The sequence below is a fragment of the Pseudomonas sp. GL-B-12 genome, from assembly GCF_019955895.1.
GTDB lineage: Bacteria > Pseudomonadota > Gammaproteobacteria > Pseudomonadales > Pseudomonadaceae > Aquipseudomonas.
Genome location: NZ_JAHBCX010000014.1, coordinates 25,333 through 51,432 on the forward strand (window position 1 = coordinate 25,333; position 26,100 = coordinate 51,432).

The 26,100-nt window shown below is 61.2% G+C and carries 26 protein-coding genes; 20 read left to right on the forward strand and 6 right to left on the reverse strand.

The genetic code is table 11. The annotated features are described in order from the left end of the window. The first annotated feature begins 171 nt into the window (after window positions 1-171). The 4 genes from KGA85_RS09300 (at window position 172) to KGA85_RS09315 (ending at window position 4,501) form a co-directional block, all read left to right on the forward strand. Window positions 172-2,088, forward strand: coding sequence for a sigma-54-dependent Fis family transcriptional regulator (locus KGA85_RS09300; protein WP_223453613.1), 1,917 nt, complete (start codon window positions 172-174; stop codon window positions 2,086-2,088). A 157-nt stretch (window positions 2,089-2,245) separates the two neighbouring features. Then, the gene (gene mpl, locus KGA85_RS09305; RefSeq protein ID WP_223453611.1) at window positions 2,246-3,595 is read left to right on the forward strand and encodes a UDP-N-acetylmuramate:L-alanyl-gamma-D-glutamyl-meso-diaminopimelate ligase; all 1,350 of its coding nucleotides are present in this window, start codon (window positions 2,246-2,248) and stop codon (window positions 3,593-3,595) included. Next, window positions 3,592-4,224: a flavin prenyltransferase UbiX gene (ubiX, locus tag KGA85_RS09310; protein ID WP_223453610.1), complete on the forward strand. Its 633-nt coding sequence runs from the start codon at window positions 3,592-3,594 to the stop codon at window positions 4,222-4,224. Before mpl ends, ubiX begins: the two co-directional genes overlap by 4 nt. Next, complete coding sequence (locus KGA85_RS09315) at window positions 4,217-4,501, forward strand: YceK/YidQ family lipoprotein (RefSeq protein WP_008022904.1); 285 nt, start codon at window positions 4,217-4,219, stop codon at window positions 4,499-4,501. Before ubiX ends, KGA85_RS09315 begins: the two co-directional genes overlap by 8 nt. A 159-nt stretch (window positions 4,502-4,660) precedes the next feature. Here the strand turns inward: KGA85_RS09315 and KGA85_RS09320 are convergent, their stop codons facing one another. From KGA85_RS09320 to KGA85_RS09330, 3 genes are all read right to left on the reverse strand, one after another. Further along, entirely contained in the window at window positions 4,661-5,302 is a 642-nt protein-coding gene (locus KGA85_RS09320; RefSeq protein ID WP_223453608.1) for an oxidoreductase, read from the reverse strand. A 27-nt stretch (window positions 5,303-5,329) separates the two neighbouring features. Then, window positions 5,330-7,048, reverse strand: a complete 1,719-nt coding sequence (locus KGA85_RS09325) for a C13 family peptidase (protein WP_223543074.1) — start codon at window positions 7,046-7,048, stop codon at window positions 5,330-5,332. 114 nt (window positions 7,049-7,162) lie between these two features. After that, the gene (locus tag KGA85_RS09330; protein WP_108216330.1) at window positions 7,163-7,618 is read right to left on the reverse strand and encodes a MaoC family dehydratase; all 456 of its coding nucleotides are present in this window, start codon (window positions 7,616-7,618) and stop codon (window positions 7,163-7,165) included. A 193-nt stretch (window positions 7,619-7,811) separates the two neighbouring features. Here KGA85_RS09330 and KGA85_RS09335 point away from each other — a divergent pair, with 193 nt between their 5' ends. Genes KGA85_RS09335 through KGA85_RS09345 form a run of 3 tightly spaced genes read left to right on the forward strand, consistent with a single transcriptional unit; the run spans window position 7,812 to window position 9,489 of the window. Further along, on the forward strand, window positions 7,812-8,174 hold the full coding sequence (locus KGA85_RS09335; protein ID WP_223453604.1) for a CidA/LrgA family protein: 363 nt from the start codon (window positions 7,812-7,814) through the stop codon (window positions 8,172-8,174). Then, the gene (locus tag KGA85_RS09340; protein WP_223453602.1) at window positions 8,171-8,887 is read left to right on the forward strand and encodes an LrgB family protein; all 717 of its coding nucleotides are present in this window, start codon (window positions 8,171-8,173) and stop codon (window positions 8,885-8,887) included. Before KGA85_RS09335 ends, KGA85_RS09340 begins: the two co-directional genes overlap by 4 nt. An 11-nt stretch (window positions 8,888-8,898) precedes the next feature. Then, window positions 8,899-9,489: an LON peptidase substrate-binding domain-containing protein gene (locus tag KGA85_RS09345; protein ID WP_007998442.1), complete on the forward strand. Its 591-nt coding sequence runs from the start codon at window positions 8,899-8,901 to the stop codon at window positions 9,487-9,489. Between the two features lie 9 nt (window positions 9,490-9,498). Here the strand turns inward: KGA85_RS09345 and KGA85_RS09350 are convergent, their stop codons facing one another. Both KGA85_RS09350 and KGA85_RS09355 read right to left on the reverse strand, forming a co-directional pair. After that, entirely contained in the window at window positions 9,499-10,818 is a 1,320-nt protein-coding gene (locus tag KGA85_RS09350; protein ID WP_223453601.1) for a bifunctional DedA family/phosphatase PAP2 family protein, read from the reverse strand. A gap of 158 nt (window positions 10,819-10,976) precedes the next feature. Further along, window positions 10,977-11,675, reverse strand: coding sequence for a DNA-3-methyladenine glycosylase (locus tag KGA85_RS09355; RefSeq protein ID WP_223453599.1), 699 nt, complete (start codon window positions 11,673-11,675; stop codon window positions 10,977-10,979). A 189-nt stretch (window positions 11,676-11,864) separates the two neighbouring features. On the opposite strand from KGA85_RS09355, the gene KGA85_RS09360 reads away from it, so the two are divergent. The 13 genes from KGA85_RS09360 to KGA85_RS09420 all read left to right on the forward strand — a co-directional run bounded on the left by KGA85_RS09360 (window position 11,865) and on the right by KGA85_RS09420 (window position 24,589). Then, complete coding sequence (locus KGA85_RS09360) at window positions 11,865-13,136, forward strand: glutamate-5-semialdehyde dehydrogenase (RefSeq protein ID WP_223453597.1); 1,272 nt, start codon at window positions 11,865-11,867, stop codon at window positions 13,134-13,136. A gap of 1 nt (window position 13,137) precedes the next feature. Further along, a complete protein-coding gene (gene nadD / locus KGA85_RS09365) occupies window positions 13,138-13,827 on the forward strand; it encodes a nicotinate-nucleotide adenylyltransferase (RefSeq protein WP_223453595.1) in 690 nt (229 codons plus the stop codon). Window positions 13,828-13,900: 73 nt separating this feature from the next. Beyond that, entirely contained in the window at window positions 13,901-14,395 is a 495-nt protein-coding gene (gene rsfS, locus KGA85_RS09370; RefSeq protein ID WP_007975896.1) for a ribosome silencing factor, read from the forward strand. 9 nt (window positions 14,396-14,404) lie between these two features. Further along, window positions 14,405-14,872 carry a 23S rRNA (pseudouridine(1915)-N(3))-methyltransferase RlmH gene (rlmH, locus tag KGA85_RS09375; protein ID WP_008052376.1) on the forward strand — a complete coding sequence of 156 codons (468 nt, stop codon included), beginning with the start codon at window positions 14,405-14,407 and terminating at the stop codon, window positions 14,870-14,872. Window positions 14,873-14,882: 10 nt separating this feature from the next. Further along, window positions 14,883-16,778, forward strand: coding sequence for a penicillin-binding protein 2 (gene mrdA, locus KGA85_RS09380; RefSeq protein ID WP_223453593.1), 1,896 nt, complete (start codon window positions 14,883-14,885; stop codon window positions 16,776-16,778). 31 nt (window positions 16,779-16,809) lie between these two features. After that, window positions 16,810-17,913 carry a rod shape-determining protein RodA gene (rodA, locus tag KGA85_RS09385; protein WP_223453690.1) on the forward strand — a complete coding sequence of 368 codons (1,104 nt, stop codon included), beginning with the start codon at window positions 16,810-16,812 and terminating at the stop codon, window positions 17,911-17,913. Window positions 17,914-17,930: 17 nt separating this feature from the next. Continuing rightward, window positions 17,931-18,941 carry a lytic murein transglycosylase B gene (gene mltB / locus KGA85_RS09390; protein ID WP_223453591.1) on the forward strand — a complete coding sequence of 337 codons (1,011 nt, stop codon included), beginning with the start codon at window positions 17,931-17,933 and terminating at the stop codon, window positions 18,939-18,941. Further along, complete coding sequence (locus KGA85_RS09395; RefSeq protein ID WP_223453589.1) at window positions 18,941-19,948, forward strand: septal ring lytic transglycosylase RlpA family protein; 1,008 nt, start codon at window positions 18,941-18,943, stop codon at window positions 19,946-19,948. The genes mltB and KGA85_RS09395 overlap by 1 nt, the downstream gene beginning before the upstream one ends. Window positions 19,949-20,272: 324 nt before the next feature. Then, window positions 20,273-21,430, forward strand: coding sequence for a D-alanyl-D-alanine carboxypeptidase family protein (locus KGA85_RS09400; RefSeq protein WP_223543075.1), 1,158 nt, complete (start codon window positions 20,273-20,275; stop codon window positions 21,428-21,430). Window positions 21,431-21,517: 87 nt separating this feature from the next. Next, the gene (locus KGA85_RS09405) at window positions 21,518-21,793 is read left to right on the forward strand and encodes a DUF493 domain-containing protein (protein ID WP_095941984.1); all 276 of its coding nucleotides are present in this window, start codon (window positions 21,518-21,520) and stop codon (window positions 21,791-21,793) included. Next, entirely contained in the window at window positions 21,793-22,440 is a 648-nt protein-coding gene (lipB, locus tag KGA85_RS09410) for a lipoyl(octanoyl) transferase LipB (protein ID WP_223449073.1), read from the forward strand. Before KGA85_RS09405 ends, lipB begins: the two co-directional genes overlap by 1 nt. 25 nt (window positions 22,441-22,465) lie before the next feature. Continuing rightward, window positions 22,466-23,464 (forward strand): lipoyl synthase, encoded by a 999-nt coding sequence (lipA, locus tag KGA85_RS09415; protein WP_223453688.1) that lies wholly within the window; start codon window positions 22,466-22,468, stop codon window positions 23,462-23,464. Between the two features lie 174 nt (window positions 23,465-23,638). Next, complete coding sequence (locus tag KGA85_RS09420) at window positions 23,639-24,589, forward strand: LD-carboxypeptidase (RefSeq protein ID WP_223453588.1); 951 nt, start codon at window positions 23,639-23,641, stop codon at window positions 24,587-24,589. Window positions 24,590-24,725: 136 nt separating this feature from the next. On the opposite strand, the gene KGA85_RS09425 is transcribed toward KGA85_RS09420, so the two are convergent. Next, complete coding sequence (locus tag KGA85_RS09425; protein ID WP_223543076.1) at window positions 24,726-26,048, reverse strand: lytic murein transglycosylase; 1,323 nt, start codon at window positions 26,046-26,048, stop codon at window positions 24,726-24,728. Window positions 26,049-26,100 lie beyond the last annotated feature (52 nt).

Below are 26,100 nucleotides of genomic sequence, written 5' to 3' on the forward strand. Positions count from 1 at the left end.
AAGCGGGGTTGGCTTGTGGCGCTTTCGGTACAGCACTGGTGACACTTTGTACCGTTTGTGGCACAGCTTGTGACCAACCGGTCTTGCAGGCATTGCAATGCGGGTCAGGCTGGAGGATGCTCGGCATCACCTCATGCACGGGACGCCGAGCCCCGGGGAGAATAATAAGAAATGCACGACAACCATTTGAGTCGCCATGCCCAGCAAGTATTGACCGTGACCCAGGGCAAGACCCACCTGCACGGTCCCGGCAGCGATCCGTCCATCGCCCGTTCCTGGCTGCGCTGCCTTGAGGACTATCACCTCGATCCGGCCCTGAGCATCGCGCCGACGGTGCTGGAACATGGCCGTGTCCTGGAAAGCCGCGAACGCTTGCAGCAAGTGCTGCACATCGCCGGCAATGAAATGACCAGCCTGCATCAACAACTCTCCGGCGCCGGCCATGCAGTGCTGCTGACCGACGCCCGCGGCGTGATCCTCAACTGCGTCACCGCGCCCGCCGAACGACAGATTTTCGAGCGCGCCGGCCTTTGGCTCGGTGCCGACTGGAGCGAGGCCTGCGAAGGCACTAACGGTATTGGCACCTGTCTGGTGGAGCGTCAGTCGCTGACCATCCATCAGGACGAACACTTTCGCGGCCGCCACACCGGCCTGACCTGTTCGGCGAGCCCGGTCTTCGATCCCCATGGCGAATTGCTGGCGGTGCTCGACGTGTCGTCGGCGCGGCGTGATGTGTCGCGGCAAAGCCAGTTCCACACCATGGCGCTGGTCAACCTGTCGGCGAAGATGATCGAGAGCTGCTACTTCCTGCGCTGCTTCGACAATCAATGGTTGCTGCGTTTTCACTTGCAGGCTGAGTCCGTCGGATTGTTCAGTGAAGGGTTGCTGGCGTTCGACGGGGAAGGGCGAATTTGCGCGGTCAACCAGAGTGCGCTGAACCTGCTGGGACATATTCGCGGCGGCTTGCTGGGTAAGCCGGTGGAGGCGTTTTTCGATTGCTCGCTCGATGAGTTGCTTGGCCGCGCGAGCACCAATGCCGCCGCCAGTTGGCCGTTGCGCACCCGTGATGGTCGCAAGCTGTTCGCGGTATTGCGCGGTGAGGCACGGCGACCGCTGCCAACTCCGTTGGTGCCAGCGACCAAGGTTGCACAAGCACCGCGTCTGTCGGGCATTTGCCTGGATGACGCGACGTTGCAGGCGGACTTCCGCAAGGCTTTGCGTGTGTACGAGCGTGACGTGCCGCTGCTGATCAACGGTGAAACCGGGTCCGGCAAGGAGGCCTTTGCCAAAGCGGTGCACCACGCCAGCCAGCGGGCGGAAAAAGCCTTTGTCGCCCTCAATTGCGCGGCCATTCCCGAAAGCCTGATCGAAAGCGAGCTGTTCGGATATCGCGGCGGCAGCTTTACCGGTGCGCGCAAAGAAGGCATGCGCGGCAAGTTGCAACAGGCCGACGGCGGGACGTTGTTCCTCGATGAAATCGGTGACATGCCACTGGCCTTGCAGACGCGCTTGCTGAGGGTGCTGGAAGACCGGCAGGTGGTGCCGATCGGCGGCGAGCCGGAAGCGGTGAATGTGCGGATCATCAGTGCCACTCACCGTAACTTGCTGGACCGTGTGCAGGACGGCAGCTTCCGCGAGGATTTGTATTACCGGCTCAACGGGCTGGAAGTCGCGTTGCCGGCCTTGCGTGATCGCAGCGACAAATCCCGGTTGCTCGACTTTCTACTGGCCGAGGAGGCGGGCGGAGAAACCGTGTTGATCGACGGCCCGGCGCGGGAGGCCTTATTGGGGTTCGCCTGGCCGGGTAACGTGCGGCAGTTGCGAAATGTGCTGCGTACGTTGGCAGCACTGTGTGAGGACGGGCGGATCGGCCTGGAGGATTTGCCGGCGATGATTCGTTCGGCCAGGCCAGCGGTGGCGCAGGTTATCGAGGAGCCATCGGAGCATCCGCTGGAAGATGCCGAACGGCTGGCGTTACTCAATGCGCTGGAGCTGACGCGCTGGCATATGACCCACACGGCGGAGCAGTTGGGGGTAAGTCGCAATACCCTCTATCGGAAGCTGCGTAAACACGGTATCGCCCGGTAGACCACGTCGCGCCCTTCGCGAGCAGGCTCTCCCACAGGGTCTGCGCAGGCCTTGTGGGAGTGAGCCTGCTCGCGAAGGTGTCTTCATATACTGAAACACAAGGTGCGATTTTTCCTACCCTAAGCTAACCTGCGGCCATGTTTTACGAGGTCGACTAATGCACATTCATATTCTTGGTATCTGCGGCACTTTCATGGGGTCAATGGCGGTTCTGGCCAAGGAGCTCGGCCATCACGTGACGGGCTCCGATGCCAACGTCTATCCGCCGATGAGCACTCAGCTGGAAGCCCAGGGCATTGAATTGACCCAAGGCTACGACCCGGCGCAACTCGATCCGGCGCCTGATCTGGTGGTGATAGGCAACGCCATGTCCCGGGGTAACCCGGCTGTGGAGTACGTGCTGAACAAAGGCCTGCCCTACGTCTCCGGCCCGCAATGGCTGGCTGATCACGTGCTGCAAGGTCGCTGGGTGCTGGCGGTTGCCGGTACGCACGGCAAGACCACCACCAGCAGCATGCTGGCTTGGGTGCTGGAGCACGCGGGCATGGCCCCGGGTTTCCTGATCGGCGGCGTGCCGCAAAACTTCTCGGTGTCCGCGCGCCTTGGCGATACGCCGTTCTTCGTCATTGAAGCCGACGAATACGACAGCGCGTTCTTCGACAAGCGCTCCAAGTTCGTGCACTACCGTCCGCGCACGGCAATCCTGAATAACCTGGAGTTCGATCACGCGGACATCTTCCCGGACCTGCCAGCCATCGAGCGGCAATTCCATCACTTGGTGCGGACTATCCCGAGCGAAGGCCTGGTGATTCATCCGACCACTGAGCCGGCCTTGCAGCGCGTGATCGAGATGGGTTGCTGGACTCCGGTGCAAACCACCGGTGCCGGCGGTCAGTGGCAGGTCAAGCTGCACAGTGAAGATGGCTCGAAGTTCGAAGTGATGTTCGAAGGCATCGCCCAGGGCGTGGTCGAGTGGGACATGACTGGCCAGCACAACGTCGCCAACGCCCTGGCGACCCTGGCTGCCGCACGCCACGTCGGCGTGGTGCCGTCCATGGGCATTGCCGCATTGAGCGCCTTCAAAAGCGTGAAGCGCCGGATGGAAAAAGTCGCGGAAGTGGGTGGCATCACCATTTATGACGACTTCGCTCACCACCCGACTGCCATCGCCACCACCCTCGACGGCCTGCGCAAGCGCATCGGCGATGCACCACTGATTGCGATCATCGAGCCGCGTTCCAACTCCATGAAACTTGGCGCGCACCGTGACGGATTGCCGGAAAGCGTGGTCGATGCCGATCAGGTGATCTGGTACGCACCGGCCAACCTCGGCTGGGACCTGGCGGGCACTGCGGCGCTGTGCACCGTGCCGTCGATTGTCAGCGATTCCCTGGAAGGCATCATCGAGCGTGTGAAGAGCCAGGCCCAACCCGGCACCCACGTGGTAATCATGAGCAACGGCGGCTTCGGCGGCCTGCACGGCAAACTGGCCGAGGCGCTCAAATGAACAACGGCCCGGACCGCATCACCCTGGCAATGACCGGCGCTTCAGGCGCTCAGTACGGCTTGCGCCTGCTTGACTGCCTGGTGCGGGAAGATCGTGAAGTGCACTTTCTGATTTCCAAGGCTGCGCAGTTGGTGATGGCTACCGAAACCGACGTCACCCTGCCGACCAAGCCGCAGATGATGCAGGCGTTCCTCACCGAATACACGGGGGCTGCCGCCGGGCAGATTCGGGTGTACGGCAAGGAAGACTGGATGTCGCCAGTGGCTTCGGGCTCCGGCGCGCCAGCGGCGATGGTGGTGGTGCCGTGCTCCACGGGCACGTTGTCGTCCATCGCTACCGGCGCCTGCAACAACCTGATCGAACGGGCCGCCGACGTGACGCTCAAAGAGCGTCGGCAGTTGATCCTGGTACCCCGTGAGGCGCCGTATTCGAGCATTCACCTGGAGCACATGCTCAAGTTGTCGAACATGGGCGTGACAATCCTGCCGGCATCACCGGGCTTCTATCATCAGCCGCAAACCATCGACGACCTGATCGATTTCGTCGTGGCGCGGATCCTTAACCTGCTGAATATTCCTCAGGACATGTTGCCGCGCTGGGGCGAGCATCATCTGACCAGCGATGAATAAGTTGCTGGTGGTTGTGCTGGCACTGCAGTTGGCCGGTTGCGCGACGGCGCGCACCCTCGATGCAGCCAAGCCGGGGGCGCCGGTGGTGTACTCGGGAACTCGTCTGGATTTGTACGCGATGAACGGCGGGTGCTGCGCCAAGGACCGTTTCGGAGCCGAAGCACCGAGCTATCCCGGTGTCGACCTGCCGGCCAGTGCGTTGCTCGACACGCTGCTGTTGCCGTTGTCGTTGTTGACGGTGATAGGGGTGAGCTTTCAGGCGACGGGTGGGTTGTAGATATAGCGCTTTTGTGGCGAGGGGGCTTGTCGGAACGCCGCACCACCCCGTTCGGCTGCGCAGCAGTCGTAATCCGGTGCGACTCAGTGTTACTGAACAAACGAAGAGGGCCGCTTCGCGACCCAACGGGGGCAAGCCTCCTCGCCACAGGTCCGTGGATTACTTGCCGAGTTTGCGCAGCTCATCCGACTCGACAACCCTGACCCCGTCCTGCTCTTCCAGCGCCAGACGCCACATCGCGCGAGCCAGTTGGCAGGCCTCGATACCATGGTATTTGCCAGGGATCAGCCGAGACAACGGGCCGGCGACTTTCTCGCCCAGTCGCGGCTCAACGCGATCACCCAGCAACAGCGAAGGGCGGCAAATAGTCAGCTGCGGCCAGTCCTGCGCGCGCAATGCGTGCTCCATTTCGCCTTTGACCCGGTTGTAGAAAATCGAGGATCTGCGATCGGCTCCCAGAGCACTGATCACGATCAAATGCCGTGCGCCCATCTCCCGGGCACGTTTGGCGAATGCCACCACCATGTCCAGGTCCACCGCGCGAAACGCCTGTTCCGAACCGGCCTGCTTGATCGTGGTGCCGAGGCAGCAATAGGCGATATCGACCCGCCCGTTCAGCTGTGGCAGGAACGCCGCCGGGTCGCCGACCGGGTTTTCAAGGTGGGGATGCTTGGCCAAAGGCCGGCGTGACGGCGCCAATACCCGCGAAATCGTTGGCTCGTTAAGCAGGCGATCAAGCAGATGTTCACCGGTCAATCCGGTGGCTCCGGCGAGCAGCACGTGCTGAGGCGTCAAGTACATAGTGTTTCTCCCTTGATACTATTCAGCTTAGTTGCTGTTTGCATCCTTGCTTTCGATGGACGCACTTTGCAGGGCTTTTCGTGCCTGCTGTTTGCGCAGTAGTTGCCAATGCGAGAGGACGGTTTTTGGTGCCCAGATCTGTGGTTCGGACGCTTCGAAACTGTCCGCCAGCTCACGTTCGGCGACAGTGGCCTTGGCCAATTTGAAGGCTTGCTCCAGATCATCGGTCTGGTTCAGGGCCTGGGCGAACAGGGCATCGCCGAAGTAAGTGAAGTTGGCTTCCTCCGAGCAACCGAAGGACACTCGGTCGGCCCGTGAGGCTGTCATGATCAGGGTCCGTTCATCTTTGAGGGCGGGGATGAAACCTCCGGAGTAGCAGGACGAAATCACGATGATCTTGTCGCGATTTTTCAATGGGGCGAGGACCGCAGCCATTTCGTCCGCTGGCAGATCGGCCAGCTCCATGCGCGGCTGGTCCAGCACCAGCTCGTGTTCGCTGGTGCCATGGCTGGTCAGGTAGATGAAAATCAGGTCTTCCGGACCGCTGCGTTCGGCCAGCGTCAGGGCAGCCCGGCGCAGGTTTTCCCGGGTAGCCATAGGGCGGTCGGCGAGGTGGTCACGATGGTTCACCAGGCGGATCTGACCAAAGGTGCCGAACCGGGTGGTGAGCATGTTGGCAACGTAGTCGGATTCGCGCAGAAACACGCTTTGCTTGCCATCACCACCCAGGGTCAACGAATACAGCTCTACCGCCGGGGTCGAGGGTGGAACGTTGGCCAGCGCTGCGTCGAGCAAGCGCCCCTGGGCCAGCAGGCCGAGTTCCAGGGTGTCGGGCAACAATTTGCCCTCGGCGTCGCGCACGCGCTGGCCGTTGATCCAGGTGCCGCTGAGCACGGTGCCATCGGTCAACACCAATGTGCCGCGCCCCTGGTAACTGTCGTTGTCGAACTGGCCGGTGTAAAAGCTGCCGTCGGACAGGTTCAGCCGGCCCTGGCCGGAAAAGCGCCAGTCATTGAACTGGCCGATGTAGTGGCTGCCGTCAGTGCCGATCAACTCGCCCTTGCCGTTCAGCGAGCCTTCCTTGAACTGGCCCAGCCAGACATCGCCGTCGGCGTTTTCGTAGCGGCCCTTGCCGTGCAGTTGATTGTTCTTGAAGCTGCCGACATAGATGTCGCCATCGGCGCTGTTGAAAGTTCCGTTGCCTTCCAGCTGGCCGTCGACGAAGTGCCCGGTGAACTGATTGCCATTGCCATCGCCGCGCTGGCCTTCGCCATTGGGTTTGCCGTGGGCGAACTGGCCCTGATAGGTGCTGCCGTCTTCGAGTTCGAGGCGACCCAGGCCGGCGTATTGATCGGCCTTGAACTCGCCGCGATAGCTCATGCCGTTTTCTTTGAGGGTGCCTTCGCCGTTGCGCCGGCCGGCCTTGAAGCCGCCGCTGTAGCTGCTGGAGTTGGTGGTCAGTGCCCCCTGACCATCGAACAGTCCCTGATTGAACTGCCCGCGATAGACTTCGCCATTGCTGCCATGCCATTCGCCCTGGCCCTGCCACTGGCCCTTGTCGAATTCGCCGGCGTACCAGCTGCCGTTCGGGTAGTCGATACGCCCCTTGCCTTGCAGCAAGCCATTGACCAGGTCACCGCGATAGCGTCCGCCGTCCGGCAGGCGGGCGTCGGGGGGCAAAGGCGATTCGCCATCGCCGCAAGCGGTGAGCATCAGGGTCAAGGCAAGGAGTGCAAGTGGGCGCATAGCGGATTCCGGGCAATTAGGCGAGGGAGTATGCCGCAGCTATGTGTCCATAAATAGGGTGAGGTACCGCGTGAGGGCGCGAAACAGCATGAGCTGCTTCGCATCCGGCAAGGTTTATACGAAACACAGGGACAGGGGTTCGGCGATGTACGCCGGTTTGTCCGAACCTTCGATTTCCAGGGTGGTGGTGGCCTTGAGCAGCCATTGGCCGGGTTTCTTCTCGATGACTTCGGTCAGGTCGACCTTCAGGCGCACTTTCGAATTGACCTTGACCGGCTGGATGAAGCGCACGCTGTCGAGGCCGTAGTTGACCACCATCTTCAAGCCTTCTGGCATGACGAGGATGTCTTCCATCAGTTTCGGGATCAGTGATAACGACAGGAAACCATGAGCGATGGTACTGCCAAAAGGCGTTTGCGCGGCTTTGACCGGGTCGACGTGGATGAACTGAAAATCCCCTGTGGCTTCGGCGAACAGGTTGATGCGCTCCTGGTCGATGGTGAGCCATTCGGAACGTCCAAGTTCCTTGCCGACATAATCTTTGAGCTCTGCAACTGGAACATAGGGCATTGAGACTCTCCTTGGGTTCATCGGTTTTATAGTTTTGGCTTGCGGGGATCTAACCTCCCGGCTTACCACTTTAGATCAACATGACCAAACGCTCCGGTCAACTGACCATGCTTTTGGCGAATGCCGGTCTATAGCACGAGCATGCTTATAATGCCCTGCCAATGCGGGTGACGGATTTTGCGGGAGATCTTTGATGTTGTTACGCGGCCTGACGTGGCTGGTGCTGTTCCAATTGCTCGGCACTGCGATCAATCATTTGTTCTTGCCGGTGCTGCCGGGGCCGATTGTGGGGTTGCTGCTGTTGCTGGTGTACCTCATCTGTCGCGGACAGGTCGGCGAGCCGCTGAACCTGGCGGCCAGCAGCCTGCTGCGCTACCTGCCACTGTTGCTGGTGCCGCCGGCTGTGGGCGTGATGGTCTACGCCGCTGACATCGCGGCGGATTTCTGGGCTATTGTCGGTGCACTGGTGTTGTCGCTGCTGCTTTCCATGGCCTTCGCCGGGGTGCTGATGCAGCGCATGGTCAAGCGTCACGCTCACTCCGAGGACAGCCAATGATCTTCGACTGGCACGGCGCCTGGACGTCGGTAATTCATCATCCCTTGTTTGGTATCGGCATTACGCTTGGCGCCTATCAACTCGTCCTGGCGGCATTCGAGAAAACCCGCTGGATCTTTTTGCAGCCGGTGTTGGTCTCCATGTTGTTGGTTATCGGCGTGCTGGTGGGCTGCGGTCTGACCTATGCCGAGTACCGCAAGAGCACCGAGATTCTCAGCATCCTGCTCGGCCCGGCCACTGTCGCCCTGGCGGTGCCGCTTTATCTCAACCTGCGACGGATTCGGCAGTTGTTCTGGCCGATATTTACTACGCTGGTGATAGGTGGGGTGGTGGCCACGGGGATGGGCGTGTTGCTGGGCTGGTCGTTCGGTGCCGAGCACATGATCCTGATGACCATGGCGCCGAAATCGGTGACCTCGCCGATCGCTATGTTGGTGGCCGAACAGATTGGCGGTGTCGCGGCGTTGGCAGCGGTGTTCGTGTTGATCACCGGTGTGATTGGCGCGATCTTTGGTCCGAGTCTGTTGACCCGGCTGGGCGTCTACAGTCCCGAAGCCCGAGGCATGGCGCTGGGCATGACCGCCCACGCGGTCGGCACGGCGGTGGCGATGCAGGAAAGTGAAGAATGCGGCGCCTTCGCGGCGCTGGCGATGAGTTTGATGGGCGTGGCCACGGCGGTGTTGCTGCCGTTGGCGGTGTCGATGGTGGTGTAAAGGAAATGTCTATGAGTCTGCCGCTTTTCCCTCTGAACACAGTGCTGTTTCCCGGTTGCATCCTCGACTTGCAGATTTTCGAGGCGCGCTATCTGGACATGATCGGCCGCTGCATGAAGCAGGGCGGCGGTTTCGGCGTGGTGTGCATCCTCGATGGCGAAGAAGTCGGGATCGCCCCGGCGGGTTACGCCCTGGTCGGGTGTGAGGCGCTGATCACCGATTTCAAGCAGCAGGACAACGGCTTGCTGGGGATTCGGGTTCAGGGTGGACGGCGTTTCCATGTATTACGAACAGAAGTCCAGCGCGATCAGTTGACCGTCGCCGAGGTCGAGTGGCTGGAAGACGAGCCGGAGCAACCGTTGCAGGACGAGGACGCCGATCTGGTGGCCTTGCTCAAGGCCCTGGCGGAACACCCGATGGTTGAAGCCTTGAACATGGGCACCGAAGCGACCGGCCAGCAGTCGCTGGCCAATCAGTTGGCGTACCTGTTGCCCTTCGCTGAACTGGACAAGATCGACCTGCTGCAACTCGATGATCCGCAGCAACGGCTGGATGCGATTCAGGCATTGCTGGATGAGTTGCAGGGGGAGTTGTTTGCCTGACGAGCGTTTTTACTCATACGCATACCGCAACATCGTATGCGGCAAATGCCGCAAAACGAAGAAGCCGAACAATGCCACCAACGCCGGCAACACCAGCCACCAGACCTTGGGTGGTAAGGCGTTCAGCGGTTCCTTGCGCTGGACCAGCCACAGGCTCGTCGCACAGACGCACGCTGCCAGCATCGCACCGGCCAGTACATCCGTCGGCCAATGCGCGCCGAGGTACACCCGTGACAGCGCAATAGCCATCGCTGGCAGGCTGCCCACTAATAGCCAGGTCAGGCGCATCCGCGGCGGCTGTCCGCGGCCGGCCAGTACGGCGAGGGTCAGGAACAGCGCAAAAGAGCCAGACGCGTGGCCACTGGGCATGCTGTAGCTGGTCAGCGGATCGCTCAGCACTTCGGGGCGCACGCGGGCAAAGAATTGTTTGGTCGCGGTGTTCGCCAGTGCCGTGCAGAGCAGGGTGCTTCCAGCGAAAATCGCCGGGCGCCATTGGCGCATCAGCAACAGCAAACCGGTCAGCAGCGCGCTGAAAAACAGCATGTTGCGGAATTCGCCGATCAACGTGAAGACCACCGCCACCTCATCGAGCATCGGGCTGCGATGCTCCTGCATCAGGGTCATCAGCCCTTGATCGAGGGCGCTCAGGTGCGGATAGCCGATGAACACTCCCGCCAGAATGAGAAAACTCATGCCGGCGATTAACGCTGTAGCCCTGCGATGCTGGCGCAAGCTGCTGGTGGTGCTCAATCCCACCATGACCGCAATGCTGCCGGCAACGATCCCGGCCTGAGTCCAGAAACCTTCGGGTAGTGGCAAGCGAATCGCCGCACCGGTGGCCCAGCCAGGCAACAGATAGGCCACCGACCACCCCGCACCGGCCAGCAAGCTGACGGCGATGAAGCGTGGGAAGGGCATGTCGCACATGCCGGCGACCATGGGCAGCATCGGCCGCAACGGCCCGATAAAACGCCCGACCAGCAGGCTGGCGATGCCATAGCGCTGGAAATAGGTCTCGGCCCCGGCAATCCATTCCGGGTGATGGCGCAAACCGGGCAGGCGCCGGATGTTCTGATGAAAGTGCCGTCCAAGGAAGTACGACACCACGTCACCCAGCACGCCGGCGAGGAAACCCAGCAGCAAGGTTTCACTCAGCGGCAACGCACCGCTGCCGGCCAGCACCGCAACGGTGAACAGTAAAACCGTGCCGGGGACGATCAGCCCGGCAATCGCCAGGCATTCCACAAAGGCCACCAGAAATATTGCCGTCGCCAGCCATTGCGGGTTGACCGTCAACCAACCGGTCACGCTATCGAGCCATTGGCCCATAAAAACCACTCCATCAAATGTTCAATTTTCTACTTGTAGGAGCGAGCCTGCTCGCGATAGCGCACGATGAGTCAAAAGTGATGTTGATTGTGCTGACCTCATCGCGAGCAGGCTCGCTCCTACAGGGGATTCCTTCAGTTTCAAAATCCGGATCAATCTCAGGTCAGCACAAAATAATCGCGACCTTCGACCTGGCCCCGTCTTAGCGGGTTGCGAGTGCAATACGCCGCGTAGGCGCCGTCGACAAAGCGATACATCAAGTGCTCGTCGCGCCCGTGGGGGATGCCCAGGCGCGTGGTCTGGAGGATGTGGGCGGGTGACTGGCCGACGTCCTCCACCAGCAACACCTCGTGATCGAACCGCTTGGCGTCCCAGACCGGCACTTTCAAGCCCAGAGACTTGCACAGCAGCGTCTGTCCGGCGCAGAGCTTTTGCGACGGGCGAGGGTGGCCCTGGGCATCGGGATTGTTCAATAGCATCTGTGCCAGGCTGGCCGGCCCGCTCAATTCATCGACCCATGGGTAGGCGGACTTGATCAGCACGGCGTTACCGGGCCCCTGGGCGCTGAAGTTCAGGGAATCGCCACCCCGGGCGTAATACATATAGATGTGGCCGCCATCCAGAAACAAAGCCTTACGCTTTTCTGTGTAGCCGAGGGAGGCGTGGCTGCCTTTTTCTGCGCAGTAATAGGCTTCGGTTTCGATGATCCGGGCGCTGAGCCACAGGTCGCCAACCCGATGGCGGATGACTTTACCCAGTAGCTCCCGGGCCAGAATTTGCGCGTCACGGTCGAAAAACGCGTCCGGGAGGCCCGTGGGCAGGCTCAAGGCGGACGCTCGAACAGTCAGATTGGACATGATGACCGGCATTTGTCAGGGCTGAATGAGTCGTGATGATAACAATTTGCAGCTTAATCCCGGCTGAACATCGGCAAATTGCCCTCCATTTCGACCATCCGCCCGTCACCGCTGTTAGTCGGTGGGCGCGACAGCTATAATCTGTCGCTTTACTCTTTACCAAGACCTTATCAAAGACCACGCCAGACCATGACTGAGTCCGTTCTTGACTACATGACCCGCCTGGGTCGCGCTGCCCGCGAAGCTTCCCGCGTGATCGGCCGTGCCAGTACCGCGCAGAAAAACCGCGCCCTGCAGGCCGCCGCCAATGCGCTGGACGCTGCCCGCGCCGAGCTGACGGCGGCCAATGAACAGGATTTGGCTGCCGGTCGCGCCAATGGTCTGCAGCCAGCCCTGCTTGAGCGCCTGGCACTGACCCCGGCGCGTATCGACGGCATGATCGTCGGCCTGCGTCAGGTAGCAGCGCTGCCGGACCCGGTTGGCGCGATCCGCGACATGAGCTTCCGCCCGTCCGGTATTCAGGTCGGCAAGATGCGCGTGCCATTGGGCGTGATCGGAATCATCTACGAGTCGCGACCGAACGTGACCATCGATGCCGCGAGCCTGTGCCTGAAGTCCGGTAACGCGACCATCCTGCGTGGCGGTTCCGAGGCGATTCATTCCAATCGCGCCATCGCCGCCTGCATTCAGCGTGGCCTGGCCGAGGCCGATCTGCCGGCCGCGGTGGTGCAAGTGGTCGAAACCACCGATCGCGCAGCCGTCGGCGCGCTGATCACCATGCCCAAGTACGTCGATGTCATCGTGCCGCGCGGTGGCCGAGGCCTGATCGAGCGCGTCAGCCGTGATGCCCGCGTCCCGGTGATCAAGCATCTGGACGGCATCTGCCACGTGTACGTGAGTGAACACGCCGATCTGGCCAAGGCCCAGCGCATTGCGTTCAACGCCAAGACTTATCGCTATGGCATTTGCGGTGCCATGGAAACGCTGCTGGTGGATCAGGCCGTTGCCAAGAATTTCCTGCCGGCGATGGCGGCCCAGTTCCGCGAAAAAGGCGTCGAACTGCGCGGCTGCGAACGCACCCGGGCGATCATCGATGCCGTGCCGGCCACCGAGGAAGACTGGAACACCGAGTACCTGGCGGCGATTCTGTCGATCCGTGTGGTCGACGGACTGGACCAGGCCATCGAGCACATCAATCATTACGGCTCCCATCACACCGATTCGATTGTCAGCGAACACCAGGGCGACACTCGGCGTTTCGTGGCTGAAGTCGACTCCTCGTCGGTGATGATCAATACCCCGACATGCTTCGCCGATGGCTTCGAATACGGATTGGGTGCCGAGATCGGCATTTCTACTGATAAGCTGCACGCCCGCGGCCCGGTGGGCCTCGAAGGACTGACCTGCGAGAAGTACATCGTAGTCGGCGACGGGCAGCTGCGCGGACAGGAGCCGGTCTGACTTGGGCGACTTCGACCTGTCAGCCCCGGTCACCGTCAGCGAGCCAGCCCCTCGCCGCATTGGCGTGCTGGGCGGAACGTTCGACCCGGTGCACATCGGCCATTTGCGCGGTGCGCTGGAAGTCGCCGAAACCCTGGCGCTCGATGAACTGCGCCTGACACCCAGTGCCAGGCCGCCCCATCGGGACAAGCCGCAGGTGTCGGCAAAAGACCGTCTGGCGATGGTCGAGTGCGCGGTGGCCGGTGTGGCACCGTTGGTGGTGGACGCCCGCGAATTGCAGCGGGACAAGCCGTCCTACACCATTGATACCCTGGAACTGATGCGCGCCGAACTGGCCGTATCCGACCAGGTTTTTCTGCTTTTGGGCTGGGACGCTTTTTGCGGCCTGCCCACTTGGCACCGCTGGGAAGAGTTGCTCCAGCATTGCCATATCCTGGTGTTGCAACGCCCGGATGCCGACAGCGAACCGCCGGATGCCTTGCGCAACCTGCTGGCAGCGCGCTCGGTGAGCGACCCGCTGGCCCTCAAAGGGCCGAGCGGACAGATTGCATTCGTCTGGCAGACACCGCTCGCGGTATCCGCCACCCAGATCCGTCAACTGCTGGCCAGCGGTAAGTCGGTACGTTTCCTGGTGCCCGACGCGGTCCTGGCCTACATCGATGCGCACGGACTCTACCGTGCGTCGAACTGAATAGGAGTGCCTCAAGGCACGTGGCAACAACGTGTATTGAAGCGCCCGAACAAACGAGCAAAACGAGTTTTATATGACGAGCAACAACGAAAGCAAAGTAAAACGCAAAGGCACATTCAAGAGCGCCCCGCTGCCGGAAAAGGTCCTCGCCGCCGAGCCGCCTAAAGGCGACGAGCTGGTCAAGATCGCCGTAGCCGCCCTGGAAGACGTCAAGGCCCAGGACGTGCTGGTGATTGATGTTCGCGACAAGCAGAGCATCACTGACTACATGATCATCGCCACCGGTACCTCCAACCGCCAGATCGGCGCGATGCTGGACAAGGTCCGCGAGGCCGTCAAAGCCCTGGGTATCAAACCGCTGGGTGAAGAAGGCAAGGGCGACAGTGACTGGGTGCTGTTGGACATGGACGACGTGATCGTCCACATGATGACCTCCAACGCCCGTCAGTTCTACGACCTGGAGCGCTTGTGGAAAGGTGCCGAGCAGAGCCGTGCGGCCGATGGCAAACACCACAGCCCTGAAGTTGGTCACGAGCACTTCAACAAGCTCAACAAAGACCAGGAATAAGGGACCGCTGTGCGACTGCGACTGATCGCCGTCGGTTCACGCATGCCCAAATGGGTGGAAGAAGGCTGGCATGAATATGCCAAGCGTCTTCCGTCCGAACTGGCGCTGGAACTGGTGGAAATACCGCTCAATACCCGTGGCAAGAACGCCGACGTGGCCCGCTTCATCCGCCAGGAAGGCGAAGCCATGCTGGCCAAGGTCGGGCCGAACGAGCGGATTGTCACTCTCGAAGTCCATGGCAAGCCCTGGAGCACCGAGCAACTGGCGGTCGAGCTCGATCGCTGGCGGCTGGACTCGCGCACGGTCAACTTCATGGTCGGCGGCCCCGAAGGGTTGGCGCCGGAAGTCTGTGCCCGGGCTGACCAGCGCTGGTCGTTGTCGCCGCTGACCTTGCCGCACCCGCTGGTGCGGATCCTGATCGGCGAACAGATGTACCGTGCCTGGACCGTGCTGTCCGGTCACCCTTACCACAAGTAATTCTGCCCTCATGTCCCAGCCGATCCGCATCAAGGACCACGAAAAAGACGCCCGTCTGGTGCGTGGCCGCGTCGTGTTCGGGGCAATTGCCGTGGTGGCGCTAATCTGCGTGCTGATCGCCCGTCTGTATTTCCTGCAGGTGATCCAGTACGAGTACCACTCGACCCTGTCGGAAAACAACCGCGTCCACGTGCAGCCGATTCCGCCGACTCGCGGGCTGATTTTCGACCGCAACGGCGTGGTGATCGCCGATAACCGGCCCAGCTTCAGCCTGAGCATGACCCGCGAACGGTCCGGCGACTGGCAGCAGGTGCTCGACGTGATCGTCGAAGTGCTGGAACTGACGCCCGAGGATCGGGTGATTTTCGAGAAGCGCATGCGTCAGGGGCGCCGGCCGTTCGAGCCGGTGCCGATCCTGTTTGAGCTGACCGAAGAGCAGATCGCCCGGATCGCCGTGAACCAGTTCCGCCTGCCGGGCGTGGAAGTGGTCGCGCAATTGGTGCGTCACTACCCTCAGGGCGCGCATTTTGCGCACTCGGTGGGCTACATGGGGCGGATCAACGAGAAAGAGCTCAAGTCTCTGGACCCGGTCAGTTATAGCGGCACCCATCAAATCGGCAAAACCGGCATCGAGCGTTTCTATGAACCGGAGCTGCATGGTCAGGTGGGTTACGAGGAAGTCGAGACCAACGCTCGGGGCCGTGTATTGCGGGTGCTCAAACGCACCGAACCGGTTTCCGGCAAAGACATCGTCCTGAGCCTGGACATCAAATTGCAGGAAGCCGCCGAAGCCGCGCTCGGCGGTCGTCGTGGTGCGGTGGTGGCCCTGAATCCGAAAACCGGTGAGGTGCTGGCGATGGTCAGTCAGCCGAGCTTCGATCCGAACCTGTTCGTCACCGGCATCAGCTCCAAGGCCTATTCCGAACTGCGCGACTCCATCGACCGCCCGCTGTTCAACCGCGTGCTGCGCGGTCTGTACCCGCCGGGTTCGACCATCAAGCCTGCCGTGGCGATTGCCGGTCTGGATTCGGGCGTGGTGACTGCCTCGACCCGGGTGTTCGACCCCGGCTACTACATGCTGCCCAACTACGATCACAAGTATCGCAACTGGAACCGCACCGGCGATGGTTTTGTCGACCTCGACACGGCGATCATGCGCTCCAACGACACCTACTTCTATGACCTCGCCCACAAGCTGGGGATCGATCGGTTGTCGTCGTACCTGTCCAAGTTCGGTATCGGTCAGAAGGTTTCCCTGGACATGTTCGAGGAGTCGCCAGGCTTGATGCCGACCCGCGAATGGAAGCGCGCGACCCGCCGCCAGGCATGGTTCCCGGGCGAAACGCTGATTCTCGGGATCGGCCAGGGCTACATGCAGTCGACCCCGTTGCAGCTGGCCCAGGCCACGGCGCTGGTGGCCAACAAAGGCATCTGGAACCGTCCGCACCTGGCCAAGACCATCGAAGGCGAGAAACCGGTGGATCAGAATCCGATGCCAGACATCATCCTGCGCGACCCGTCGGACTGGACCAAGGTCAACCACGGCATGCAGCAGGTGATGCACGGCGCCCGCGGTACGGCACGCAAGGCTTCGATCGGTGCGCAGTACCGCATCGCGGGCAAGAGTGGTACGGCCCAGGTGGTCGCGATCAAGCAGGGTGAGAAGTACGACCGCTCCAAGGTTCAGGAGCGCCATCGCGACCACGCCTTGTTCGTGGGCTTCGCCCCGGCGGACGACCCGCAGATCGTGGTGTCGGTGATGGTCGAGAACGGTGAGTCCGGCTCCGGCGTCGCCGCGCCAGTGGTGCGTCAGATCATGGACGCCTGGTTGCTCGACCAGGACGGTCACCTCAAAGCCGAATACGCCAGCCCTACTAGCGCGGAGGCCACGGCCCGTGATGAATAATTTTGATCGCATGCTCTCCAGTGAGGATGTGATGCGTCGTCGCGCGACGCTGCTGCAACGCCTGCACATTGACGGCCCGCTGCTGATCCTGCTGCTGACCCTCGCCGCCGGCAGCCTGTTCGTGCTGTATTCGGCCAGCGGCAAGAGCTGGGATCTGCTGGGCAAGCAAGCCACTTCGTTCGGCATCGGCCTGGTGTCGATGATCGTCATCGCCCAGTTCGAGCCGCGATTCATGGCGCGCTGGGTGCCGCTGGGCTACGTGGTCGGGGTGATGCTGCTGCTGGTGGTGGACATCATGGGCCACAACGCCATGGGCGCTACCCGCTGGATCAACATTCCCGGGGTGATCCGCTTCCAGCCCTCGGAATTCATGAAGATCCTGATGCCAGCGACGATTGCCTGGTACTTGTCAAAACGCACCTTGCCGCCCCAGCTAAAGCATGTGGGCATCAGCCTGATGCTGATCGGCGTGCCGTTCATTCTGATCGTGCGCCAGCCGGACCTCGGTACGTCGCTGCTGATTCTGGCCGGCGGCGCGTTCGTGCTGTTCATGGGAGGGCTGCGCTGGCGCTGGATCCTCAGCGTGCTGGCCGCCGCCGTGCCCGTGGCGATAGCCATGTGGTTCTTCATCATGCACGACTATCAAAAGCAGCGAATCCTGACGTTCCTCGACCCGGAGAGCGATCCGCTCGGTACGGGCTGGAACATCATCCAGTCCAAGGCCGCTATCGGTTCTGGCGGTGTGTTCGGCAAGGGCTGGTTGCTGGGCACCCAGTCGCATCTGGACTTCCTGCCGGAAAGCCACACCGACTTCATCATTGCCGTATTGGGTGAGGAGTTCGGCCTGGTGGGGATCTGCGCGCTGTTGCTGATCTACCTGCTGTTGATCGGCCGCGGGCTGGTGATTACTGCCCAGGCGCAGACATTGTTCGGCAAGTTGCTCGCGGGCAGCCTGACCATGACGTTTTTTGTTTATGTTTTCGTCAACATCGGTATGGTCAGTGGCCTGTTGCCGGTGGTGGGGGTGCCGTTGCCGTTCATTAGCTACGGAGGCACTTCGCTGGTGACGCTGCTGTCAGCGTTTGGGGTTTTGATGTCGATCCATACCCATCGCAAGTGGATCGCGCAGGTTTGAATAAGGTGAAATTTTCAATGCAAGTAATGCGTGGCTGGGCGACTCGATACGCGCCATGGGTCGGCCTGGTAAGCATCCTTGGCACCGTGCAGGAAGCGTTGGCCGGCGACTACGAAGGCTCACCCCAGGTGGCCGAATTCGTCGGTGAAATGACCCGCGACTACGGTTTCGCTGGCGAACAATTGATGGGCGTGTTCCGCGAAGCCGAGCGCAAGCAGTCGATTCTGGACGCCATCTCGAAACCCGCCGAACGGGTCAAGCAGTGGAGCGAATATCGCCCGATGTTCATCACCGATGCGCGCATAGCCCGGGGTGTGGACTTCTGGCGTCAGCACGAAGCGGTGTTGGCCCGTGCCGAGCAGGAATATGGTGTGCCGGCCCAGGTGATTGTCTCGATCATCGGTGTTGAAACCTTTTTCGGCCGTAATACCGGAAATTTCCGGGTGATCGATGCCTTGTCGACCCTGGGTTTCGACTATCCTCCCCGTGCCGAGTTTTTCCGCAAGGAGTTGCGTGAGTTCCTGCTGCTGGCCCGCGAAGAGCAGGTCGATCCGTTGACGCTCAAAGGCTCCTACGCCGGCGCAATGGGCTTGCCGCAATTCATGCCGAGCAGTTTCCGCGCCTATGCGGTGGATTTCGACGGTGATGGCCATATCAACATCTGGACCAACCCGGACGATGCCATTGGCAGTGTCGCCAGTTACTTCAAGCGTCATGGCTGGGTCGCCGGCGAACCGGTGGTCAGCCGCGCCGATGTCCGTGGCGATCAGGTCGACGAAGGTTTGACCGCAGGAATCGAACCGACGAAAACCGTCGGGGAGTTGCGAGCCCTGGGGTGGTCAAGTCATGATGCGCTGCGCGATGATATGCCGGTTACTGCTTTCCGCCTGGAAGGCGACAATGGCTCCGAGTACTGGATGGGCCTGAAGAATTTTTACGCGATCACGCGTTATAACCGCAGCGTGATGTACGCCATGGCCGTACATCAACTGTCTGAACAGCTGGTCCAAGCACGGGGCGTCAAGTAATGCGGGCATTGCCTATCAATAAACCCCTGAAGTTGATGGCATTCGCCGCGTTGGCTGTGTTGGTCGCCAGTTGTTCGACCAGCCGCGCGCCGGCCCAGAAGTCCACCACCGCCGTGCGCTCGACGCCGGGGCTGGACATCAACCGCGCCCACAAGGATGGCGCGCCATGGTGGGATGTCGATGTTGCGCGCATCCCGGACGCCACGCCGACCCTGCACACCGGCCCATACAAGGCCAGCCCGTACTCGGTATTGGGCAAAACCTATTTCCCGTTGCAAGAGTCCAAGACCTACGTGGCATCGGGTACTGCGTCCTGGTACGGCACCAAGTTCCACGGTCAGAACACCGCCAACGGCGAAGTGTATGACCTGTATGGCATGAGCGCCGCGCACAAGACATTGCCACTGCCAAGTTACGTTCGGGTGACCAACCTGGACAACAACAAGAGCGTGATTCTGCGGGTCAACGACCGCGGGCCGTTCTATTCGGACCGGATCATCGACTTGTCCTACGCTGCCGCCAAGAAGCTCGGTTATGCCGAAATCGGCACCGCGCGGGTCAAGGTCGAAGGCATTGATCCACAGGCGTTTTGGGCAGCCAAAGGCCGTCCGGCGCCTTTGATGCTCAACGAACCGCAAGTCGCGCAGAATAGCGCCCCGGTGATCACTGCTTCGGCCGGCACCGTCGAGCAATGGACACCGCCGCCACAGCAACACGCCGCTGCGGTGGTGCCTGTGCAGCTTGATGCAAAAAAAAACGCTTCTGTACCAGCCTCTGGCCAGTATCTGCAGGTGGGCGCGTTCGCCAACCCGGACGCTGCAGAACTCCTGAGATCGAAGCTCAGCGGGATGGTGAGCGCTCCGGTGTTCATCAGCTCGATCGTGCGCAATCAGCAGACCCTGCATCGGGTTCGCCTGGGCCCGATCGGATCGCCGGGTGAAATCCAGCAGGTGCAGAACAGTGTGCGCCTGGCCAATCTCGGTTCGCCGAGTGTGGTCACGGAGTAATACGTAGAGCTTGATTGACGGTTCGTCTGCGGTATTGGGGGGCGAACCAGGTTGTTGACTCGTTGAAGAACAAAAGCCCGGCAAGGGTGACTGAGTGAGCAACTGAACACGCGATGACTCGTAGGGTTTGTTCGAAAACTCGCCGAGCGGCGATCAGGCAAGGCAAAAATAGGCGAGGAAGCGGATTGTAGGGGCCTACATGAGCATTCCGAGCCTGTTTTTAACGCAGCATGATCGTCGCGCAGGCAGTTTTCGGGCAAAGCCTGAAGGTTATTTGATTAGTTTTGCCCTTGGGCAGTTTCCATTAGCGATTTCGAGAGACGGATGAACATCACCACCTTTGCCAAACGCCTGTTCCTGCTAGTCCCGCTGCTCCTCTCAACAGCCGCGTTCGCGGTCGAGATGATGCCGTCGCCACCGCAACTGGCCGCCAAGGCCTACGTGCTCATGGATGCCAGCAGCGGCAACGTGCTGGTCGAGAACAACGGTGACCAGCGTCTGCCACCGGCCAGCCTGACCAAGCTGATGACCGCGTACATCGCGACCCTGGAAATCCGTCGTGGCCAGATCGGCGAAAACGATCCGGTGACCGTCAGCGAAAATGCCTGGCGTACCGGCGGTTCGCGGATGTTCATCAAGGTCGGCTCGCAGGTCACCGTCAGCGACCTGCTGCACGGCATCATCATCCAGTCGGGTAACGACGCCAGCGTCGCGCTCTCCGAGCACATCGCCGGCAGCGAAGACGCCTTCGCCGACCTGATGAACAAGACCGTCGCCGACCTGGGCATGACCAACACCCACTTCATGAACCCGACCGGCCTGCCGAACCCTGAGCACTACTCGTCGGCTCATGACATGGCTGTACTGGCCCGCGCGATCATCCACGAAGACCCGGCTCACTACGCGATCTACTCGCAGAAAGAGTTCTTCTGGAACGGCATCAAGCAACCGAACCGTAACCTGCTGCTGTGGCGCGACAAGACCGTCGACGGTCTGAAAACCGGCCACACCGACGAAGCCGGCTACTGCATGGTGTCTTCGGCCGTACGTGATGGCATGCGCCTGATCGCCGTGGTGTTCGGTACCAACAGCGAAGTGGCCCGTGCCGCAGAAACCCAGAAGCTGCTGACCTACGGTTTCCGTTTCTTCGAAACCCAGACCTTCTATCAGAAGGGCACCGAACTGGCCCAGGCGCCTGTTTGGAAGGGCTCCACCAACCAGGTCAAGGCCGGCCTGGCTGAAGACCTGACCATGACCCTGCCCAAAGGCCAGCTGAAAAAGCTCGCTGCCAGCATGACCATGAACCCGCAACTGGTCGCGCCAATCGCCAAGGGCGACGTGATCGGTAAAGTCGAAGTGAAACTGGACGACAAGGTGGTGCACAGCGCCGATCTGATCGCTCTGGACGCTGTCGAGGAAGGTGGTATCTTCCGCCGCATGTGGGATAGCATCCGTCTATTCTTCTACGGCTTGTTCAACTGAATTTAGTGTGCACCTGCATGGCTCCGCGCTGATCTGGCGCGCAGCCATGCCCGTCGCCACGGCTTACGCTTACGAGGCCGTTACGCCATGACCGATACCGAAGTAAAGGCGCCAAAGATCGAATTCCCTGCCAATGATTATCCGGTTAAGGTGATCAGCGACACCGGCGTGGGCAACAAGGACAGAATCATCGACATCGTCCGCAAACATGCAACGATCAACGATGAGCGTGTTGACGAGCGCCAGAGCAGCAACGGCAAATACACCACCATTCAGCTGCACATTGTCGCGACCGACCAGGACCAGCTGTACAACATCAACAGCGAGCTGCGGGCCACCGGTTTCGTGCACATGGTGCTGTGATGTCCGGCACGCTGGGCTTTCGCGAACTCGGCCAGATGGCTTACGAGCCGGTCTGGCATGCCATGCAACGCTTCACCAACGAACGCGGCAGCGATGCCGCCGACGAGATCTGGCTGGTTGAGCATCCCGCGGTGTTCACCCAGGGCCAGGCCGGCAAGGCCGAGCACCTGCTGCTCCCCGGGGATATTCCTGTGGTGCAGGTCGACCGTGGTGGTCAAGTGACTTACCACGGGCCCGGTCAGTTGGTGGCTTATCTGCTGCTGGATGTGCGCAAGCTCGGGTTTGGCGTGCGCGATCTGGTCAGCCGGATGGAGCAATGCCTGATCGAGCTGCTGGCCAGTTACGGTGTCACCGCCGTGGCCAAGCCCGATGCACCGGGTGTCTACGTCGACGGAGCGAAAATCGCTTCCCTGGGTCTACGGATCCGCCACGGTTGTTCCTTTCACGGCCTGGCCTTGAACGTGGACATGAACCTGGAACCGTTTCGACGGATTAATCCCTGCGGCTATGCCGGGCTGGCGATGACCCAGCTGAGCGATCACGCAGGATCGATTGAATTTGCCGAGGTAAGTGCCCGGCTGCGCGCGCAGCTCGTCAAACACCTCGACTATGCTGAGCAGACGACCCTGACGGGCGGAATCGACTGATATGACTACTGATGCAGTGCAAACCATGATCCCGACGCTCGATGTCACTGAGCGCCCGGCCCCGCGTCCCAAGGTTGAAGCCGGCGTCAAGCTGCGCGGCGCCGAAAAGGTTGCACGCATCCCGGTGAAGATCATTCCGACCACCGAACTGCCGAAGAAACCAGACTGGATTCGTGTACGCATCCCGGTTTCGCCGGAAGTCGACCGCATCAAGGCCCTGCTGCGCAAACACAAGCTGCACAGCGTGTGCGAAGAGGCGTCCTGCCCGAACCTGGGCGAGTGCTTCTCCGGTGGCACCGCGACCTTCATGATCATGGGTGACATCTGCACCCGTCGTTGCCCGTTCTGCGACGTCGGCCACGGCCGTCCGAAACCACTCGACGTCAACGAGCCGGCAAGCCTGGCCATTGCCATCGCCGACTTGCGCCTGAAGTATGTGGTGATCACATCTGTGGACCGCGACGACCTGCGTGATGGCGGTGCCCAGCACTTTGCCGACTGCATCCGTGAAATCCGCAAGCTGTCGCCGAACGTGCAGCTCGAGACCCTGGTCCCGGACTACCGTGGCCGCATGGACATCGCGCTGGAAATCACCGCCGCCGAGCCGCCGGATGTGTTCAACCACAACCTGGAAACCGTGCCGCGCCTGTACAAGGCTGCACGTCCGGGTTCTGACTACCAGTGGTCGCTGACCCTGCTGCAACGCTTCAAGCAGATGATGCCGCACATTCCAACCAAGTCCGGCCTGATGCTGGGCCTGGGCGAGACCGACGAAGAAGTCATCGAAGTCATGAAGCGCATGCGCGAGCACGACATCGACATGTTGACCCTCGGCCAGTACCTGCAACCGTCCCGCAGTCACTTGCCGGTGCAGCGCTTCGTGCACCCGGACACCTTCGCCTGGTTCGCCGAGGAAGGCTACAAGATGGGCTTCAAGAACGTTGCCTCCGGTCCGTTGGTACGCTCCTCGTATCACGCCGACGAGCAGGCCAAGCTGGTCAAGGCCGAGCTGATGTCGTCCTGATCGACGCAATGAAATGAAAAGCGCCCGCACGGTGTTCAGCCTTGCGGGCGTTTTTTTGCCTGGCCTATGGCAACGACTGTTTTTTCCTGCAACCTGCGGGGCAACGGTTCCTCTTCTGTTTGTCCCCGTTCCTGACTACTGTGTGCTGAAGATTTCACGCAGGGAGATTCACGGATGACCGCTCGACCGACCCACACCCTTTGCCCTCATGCTCCCGTCCCGGCACTGCCGTCGGAAGGCCTGATCGGCGTTATCGCACCCGCTGGCCCAGCCCCGCTGGACACCGACAAGGCGCTGCAATGGATGCGTGCCCGGGGTTATTCACTGAAAGTGTTTCCCGGGGTCTACGAAAAAAACGGCTACCTGGCCGGTAGCGACGAGATGCGACTTGGCGACCTGCATGCAGCGTTCGCCGACAGCGAGGTGGATGCCATCATCTGCCTGCGCGGCGGTTACGGCACGCCGCGACTGCTCGACCGCATCGATTTTGATTTGCTGCGTGACAACGCCAAGCCGTTCGTCGGCTACAGCGACATCACCGCGCTGCATTTGGCGATCAGTCGTTATGCCGGCTTCGTGACCTTTCATGGTCCGATGCTCAATGCCGACCTGCTGGGTGACAAGCAAAAACCTACGGAGCCGTCCTTCTTCAACATGCTGCGAGGGCAGGTGAGGGCGGGAACAGTGCTGGCTCATCCGGTAGCCTACCCGCTGACCACGATCGAGCCTGGCGTGGCTCATGGGCGCTTGCTCGGAGGCAATCTGGCCATGATCGCCGCGACCATGGGCACGCCCTACGAGATGGACGCCGAGGGCGTCATTCTGTTGATCGAGGACATCAACGAGCCGCTGTATCGCATCGACCGGTTGCTGACCCAACTGCGGCTGGCAGGCACGTTGCACAAGCTGCGCGGCGTGTTGGTTGGGGACGTGGCGGGGGTTGAGGTGGCGGCGCTGGACAGGTTGCTCAAGCAGACCTTCGAGCCATTTAAGATTCCGGTGCTGTCCGGATGGCGCAGCGGGCACTGCGATCCGAACCTGACGCTGCCCATGGGGGCGTTGGTGCGGCTGGATGCTGGGAGCAAGGAGTTGGTGTTGGAACAGGATGTGGTGACCAAGCGGTAGATATTCGTTGCTTGGTACTCAGTCTTCGTCGGAACGCCGCCCGGAGCAAGCCCGCTCCCACATTGGATCTGTGAGCGCCACAAAATCAATGTGGGAGCGGGCTTGCTCGCGAAAGCGGTTCCAGCCATACGACAAACTATCGGTTACGCAACCCTTCCAGCAACTTGTGCGTCGGATAGCCATCCGCCGGCCAGCCAAACGACTGCTGGGCGCTGCGGATCGCCTTGCGGGTGTTGGCGCCGATGATCCCGTCGGCGGTGCCGGCGTCGTAGTTTTGTACGCTCAGCAGGTTTTGCAGCTCGATCCGCTCGGTACGGCTCAGAGGCAGGTCATCCTTTGGCCACGTACCGCTGATCAGGCCCGTGCCATTGAAGCGTTCCGACAACAGGCTCACCCCCAAGGCGTAGGACGACGAGTTGTTGTACTTGAGAATCGCCCGGAAGTTATCGAGCACCAGGAACGCCGGGCCGCGATAACCGGCCGGCAGCAACAGTGCGGCAGACAATTGCTCGGAGCCGGCCGGGACCTGACCACCGTTGGGCAGCATGACGCCCAGTTGGCGCCACTCGGCGACACTCTTGCGAATCGTGCCATCGGCCAGTACGTAGTTGAAACCGCTCGGCAGCTGGACTTCGAAGCCCCACGGCTGACTTCTCTGCCAGCCGGAGCTTTGCAGGTAATGCGCGGTCGAGGCCAGGGCATCGGCCGAACTGCCCCAGATATCGCGGCGCCCGTCACCATCGAAGTCCACGGCATGGGTGTTGTAGGTGGTCGGGATGAACTGGGTCTGGCCCATGGCGCCGGCCCAGGATCCGAGCATCTTCTCGGGTTCGATATCGCCTTGTTGCAGGATTTGCAGGGCGGCAATCAATTGCGCGTGGGCGAAGCCGGGACGACGACCTTCGTAGGCCAGGGTCGCCAGCGAGTTGATCACCGACTTGCTGCCCTGGAACTGGCCAAAGTTGCTTTCCATACCCCACACGGCCACCAGCGCCTGACGATCAACGCCGTAGCGCTGCTCGATGCTTTGCAGGATGTCGGCGTACTGGTTGATCAGCGACTGGCCTTTGCGTACTCGCAGCGGCGACAAGGCGCCGTCGAGGTATTCCCAAACCGGTTTTGCGAATTCCGGTTGGCTGCGGTCTGCGCGGATCACGCTGGGGTCGAAGCTGACATCGGCGAAGGCGCGGTCGAACAGATCGGCGCGGATACCGGCGGCCAGGGCATCCTTGCGGAAACCTGCCTGCCATTCGGCGAAGGTCTGGGTTGGCTGAATGTCGAGGTTCTCACCGGTCGGAACCACAGGCGGAACAACCGCCGGGGCGGTGGCGACAGGGAGCGTCTGAAGCGGCTGAGCGTCGGCTGCGGTCGGTTTTTCCGCGCAGGCGACAAGCAAAACAAGGCTGGAGGCAGCGATCAATTGGCGTAAGTGCCAACGATGGGGAAGACAAAAGGGCATGCACGGGTCCAGGGAATACGAATCAGGTACAGACCTTACCATGTCAAAGGGG

Bases quoted from the DNA above. Each gene is read 5' to 3' on its own strand.
- KGA85_RS09300 (WP_223453613.1), top strand. From the start codon at position 172: ATGCACGACAACCATTTGAGTCGCCATGCCCAGCAAGTATTGACCGTG.
- mpl (WP_223453611.1), top strand. From the start codon at position 2,246: ATGCACATTCATATTCTTGGTATCTGCGGCACTTTCATGGGGTCAATG.
- ubiX (WP_223453610.1), top strand. From the start codon at position 3,592: ATGAACAACGGCCCGGACCGCATCACCCTGGCAATGACCGGCGCTTCA.
- KGA85_RS09315 (WP_008022904.1), top strand. From the start codon at position 4,217: ATGAATAAGTTGCTGGTGGTTGTGCTGGCACTGCAGTTGGCCGGTTGC.
- KGA85_RS09320 (WP_223453608.1), bottom strand. From the start codon at position 5,302: ATGTACTTGACGCCTCAGCACGTGCTGCTCGCCGGAGCCACCGGATTG.
- KGA85_RS09325 (WP_223543074.1), bottom strand. From the start codon at position 7,048: ATGCGCCCACTTGCACTCCTTGCCTTGACCCTGATGCTCACCGCTTGC.
- KGA85_RS09330 (WP_108216330.1), bottom strand. From the start codon at position 7,618: ATGCCCTATGTTCCAGTTGCAGAGCTCAAAGATTATGTCGGCAAGGAA.
- KGA85_RS09335 (WP_223453604.1), top strand. From the start codon at position 7,812: ATGTTGTTACGCGGCCTGACGTGGCTGGTGCTGTTCCAATTGCTCGGC.
- KGA85_RS09340 (WP_223453602.1), top strand. From the start codon at position 8,171: ATGATCTTCGACTGGCACGGCGCCTGGACGTCGGTAATTCATCATCCC.
- KGA85_RS09345 (WP_007998442.1), top strand. From the start codon at position 8,899: ATGAGTCTGCCGCTTTTCCCTCTGAACACAGTGCTGTTTCCCGGTTGC.
- KGA85_RS09350 (WP_223453601.1), bottom strand. From the start codon at position 10,818: ATGGGCCAATGGCTCGATAGCGTGACCGGTTGGTTGACGGTCAACCCG.
- KGA85_RS09355 (WP_223453599.1), bottom strand. From the start codon at position 11,675: ATGTCCAATCTGACTGTTCGAGCGTCCGCCTTGAGCCTGCCCACGGGC.
- KGA85_RS09360 (WP_223453597.1), top strand. From the start codon at position 11,865: ATGACTGAGTCCGTTCTTGACTACATGACCCGCCTGGGTCGCGCTGCC.
- rsfS (WP_007975896.1), top strand. From the start codon at position 13,901: ATGACGAGCAACAACGAAAGCAAAGTAAAACGCAAAGGCACATTCAAG.
- mrdA (WP_223453593.1), top strand. From the start codon at position 14,883: ATGTCCCAGCCGATCCGCATCAAGGACCACGAAAAAGACGCCCGTCTG.
- rodA (WP_223453690.1), top strand. From the start codon at position 16,810: ATGCGTCGTCGCGCGACGCTGCTGCAACGCCTGCACATTGACGGCCCG.
- mltB (WP_223453591.1), top strand. From the start codon at position 17,931: ATGCAAGTAATGCGTGGCTGGGCGACTCGATACGCGCCATGGGTCGGC.
- KGA85_RS09395 (WP_223453589.1), top strand. From the start codon at position 18,941: ATGCGGGCATTGCCTATCAATAAACCCCTGAAGTTGATGGCATTCGCC.
- KGA85_RS09400 (WP_223543075.1), top strand. From the start codon at position 20,273: ATGAACATCACCACCTTTGCCAAACGCCTGTTCCTGCTAGTCCCGCTG.
- KGA85_RS09405 (WP_095941984.1), top strand. From the start codon at position 21,518: ATGACCGATACCGAAGTAAAGGCGCCAAAGATCGAATTCCCTGCCAAT.
- lipB (WP_223449073.1), top strand. From the start codon at position 21,793: ATGTCCGGCACGCTGGGCTTTCGCGAACTCGGCCAGATGGCTTACGAG.
- lipA (WP_223453688.1), top strand. From the start codon at position 22,466: ATGATCCCGACGCTCGATGTCACTGAGCGCCCGGCCCCGCGTCCCAAG.
- KGA85_RS09420 (WP_223453588.1), top strand. From the start codon at position 23,639: ATGACCGCTCGACCGACCCACACCCTTTGCCCTCATGCTCCCGTCCCG.
- KGA85_RS09425 (WP_223543076.1), bottom strand. From the start codon at position 26,048: ATGCCCTTTTGTCTTCCCCATCGTTGGCACTTACGCCAATTGATCGCT.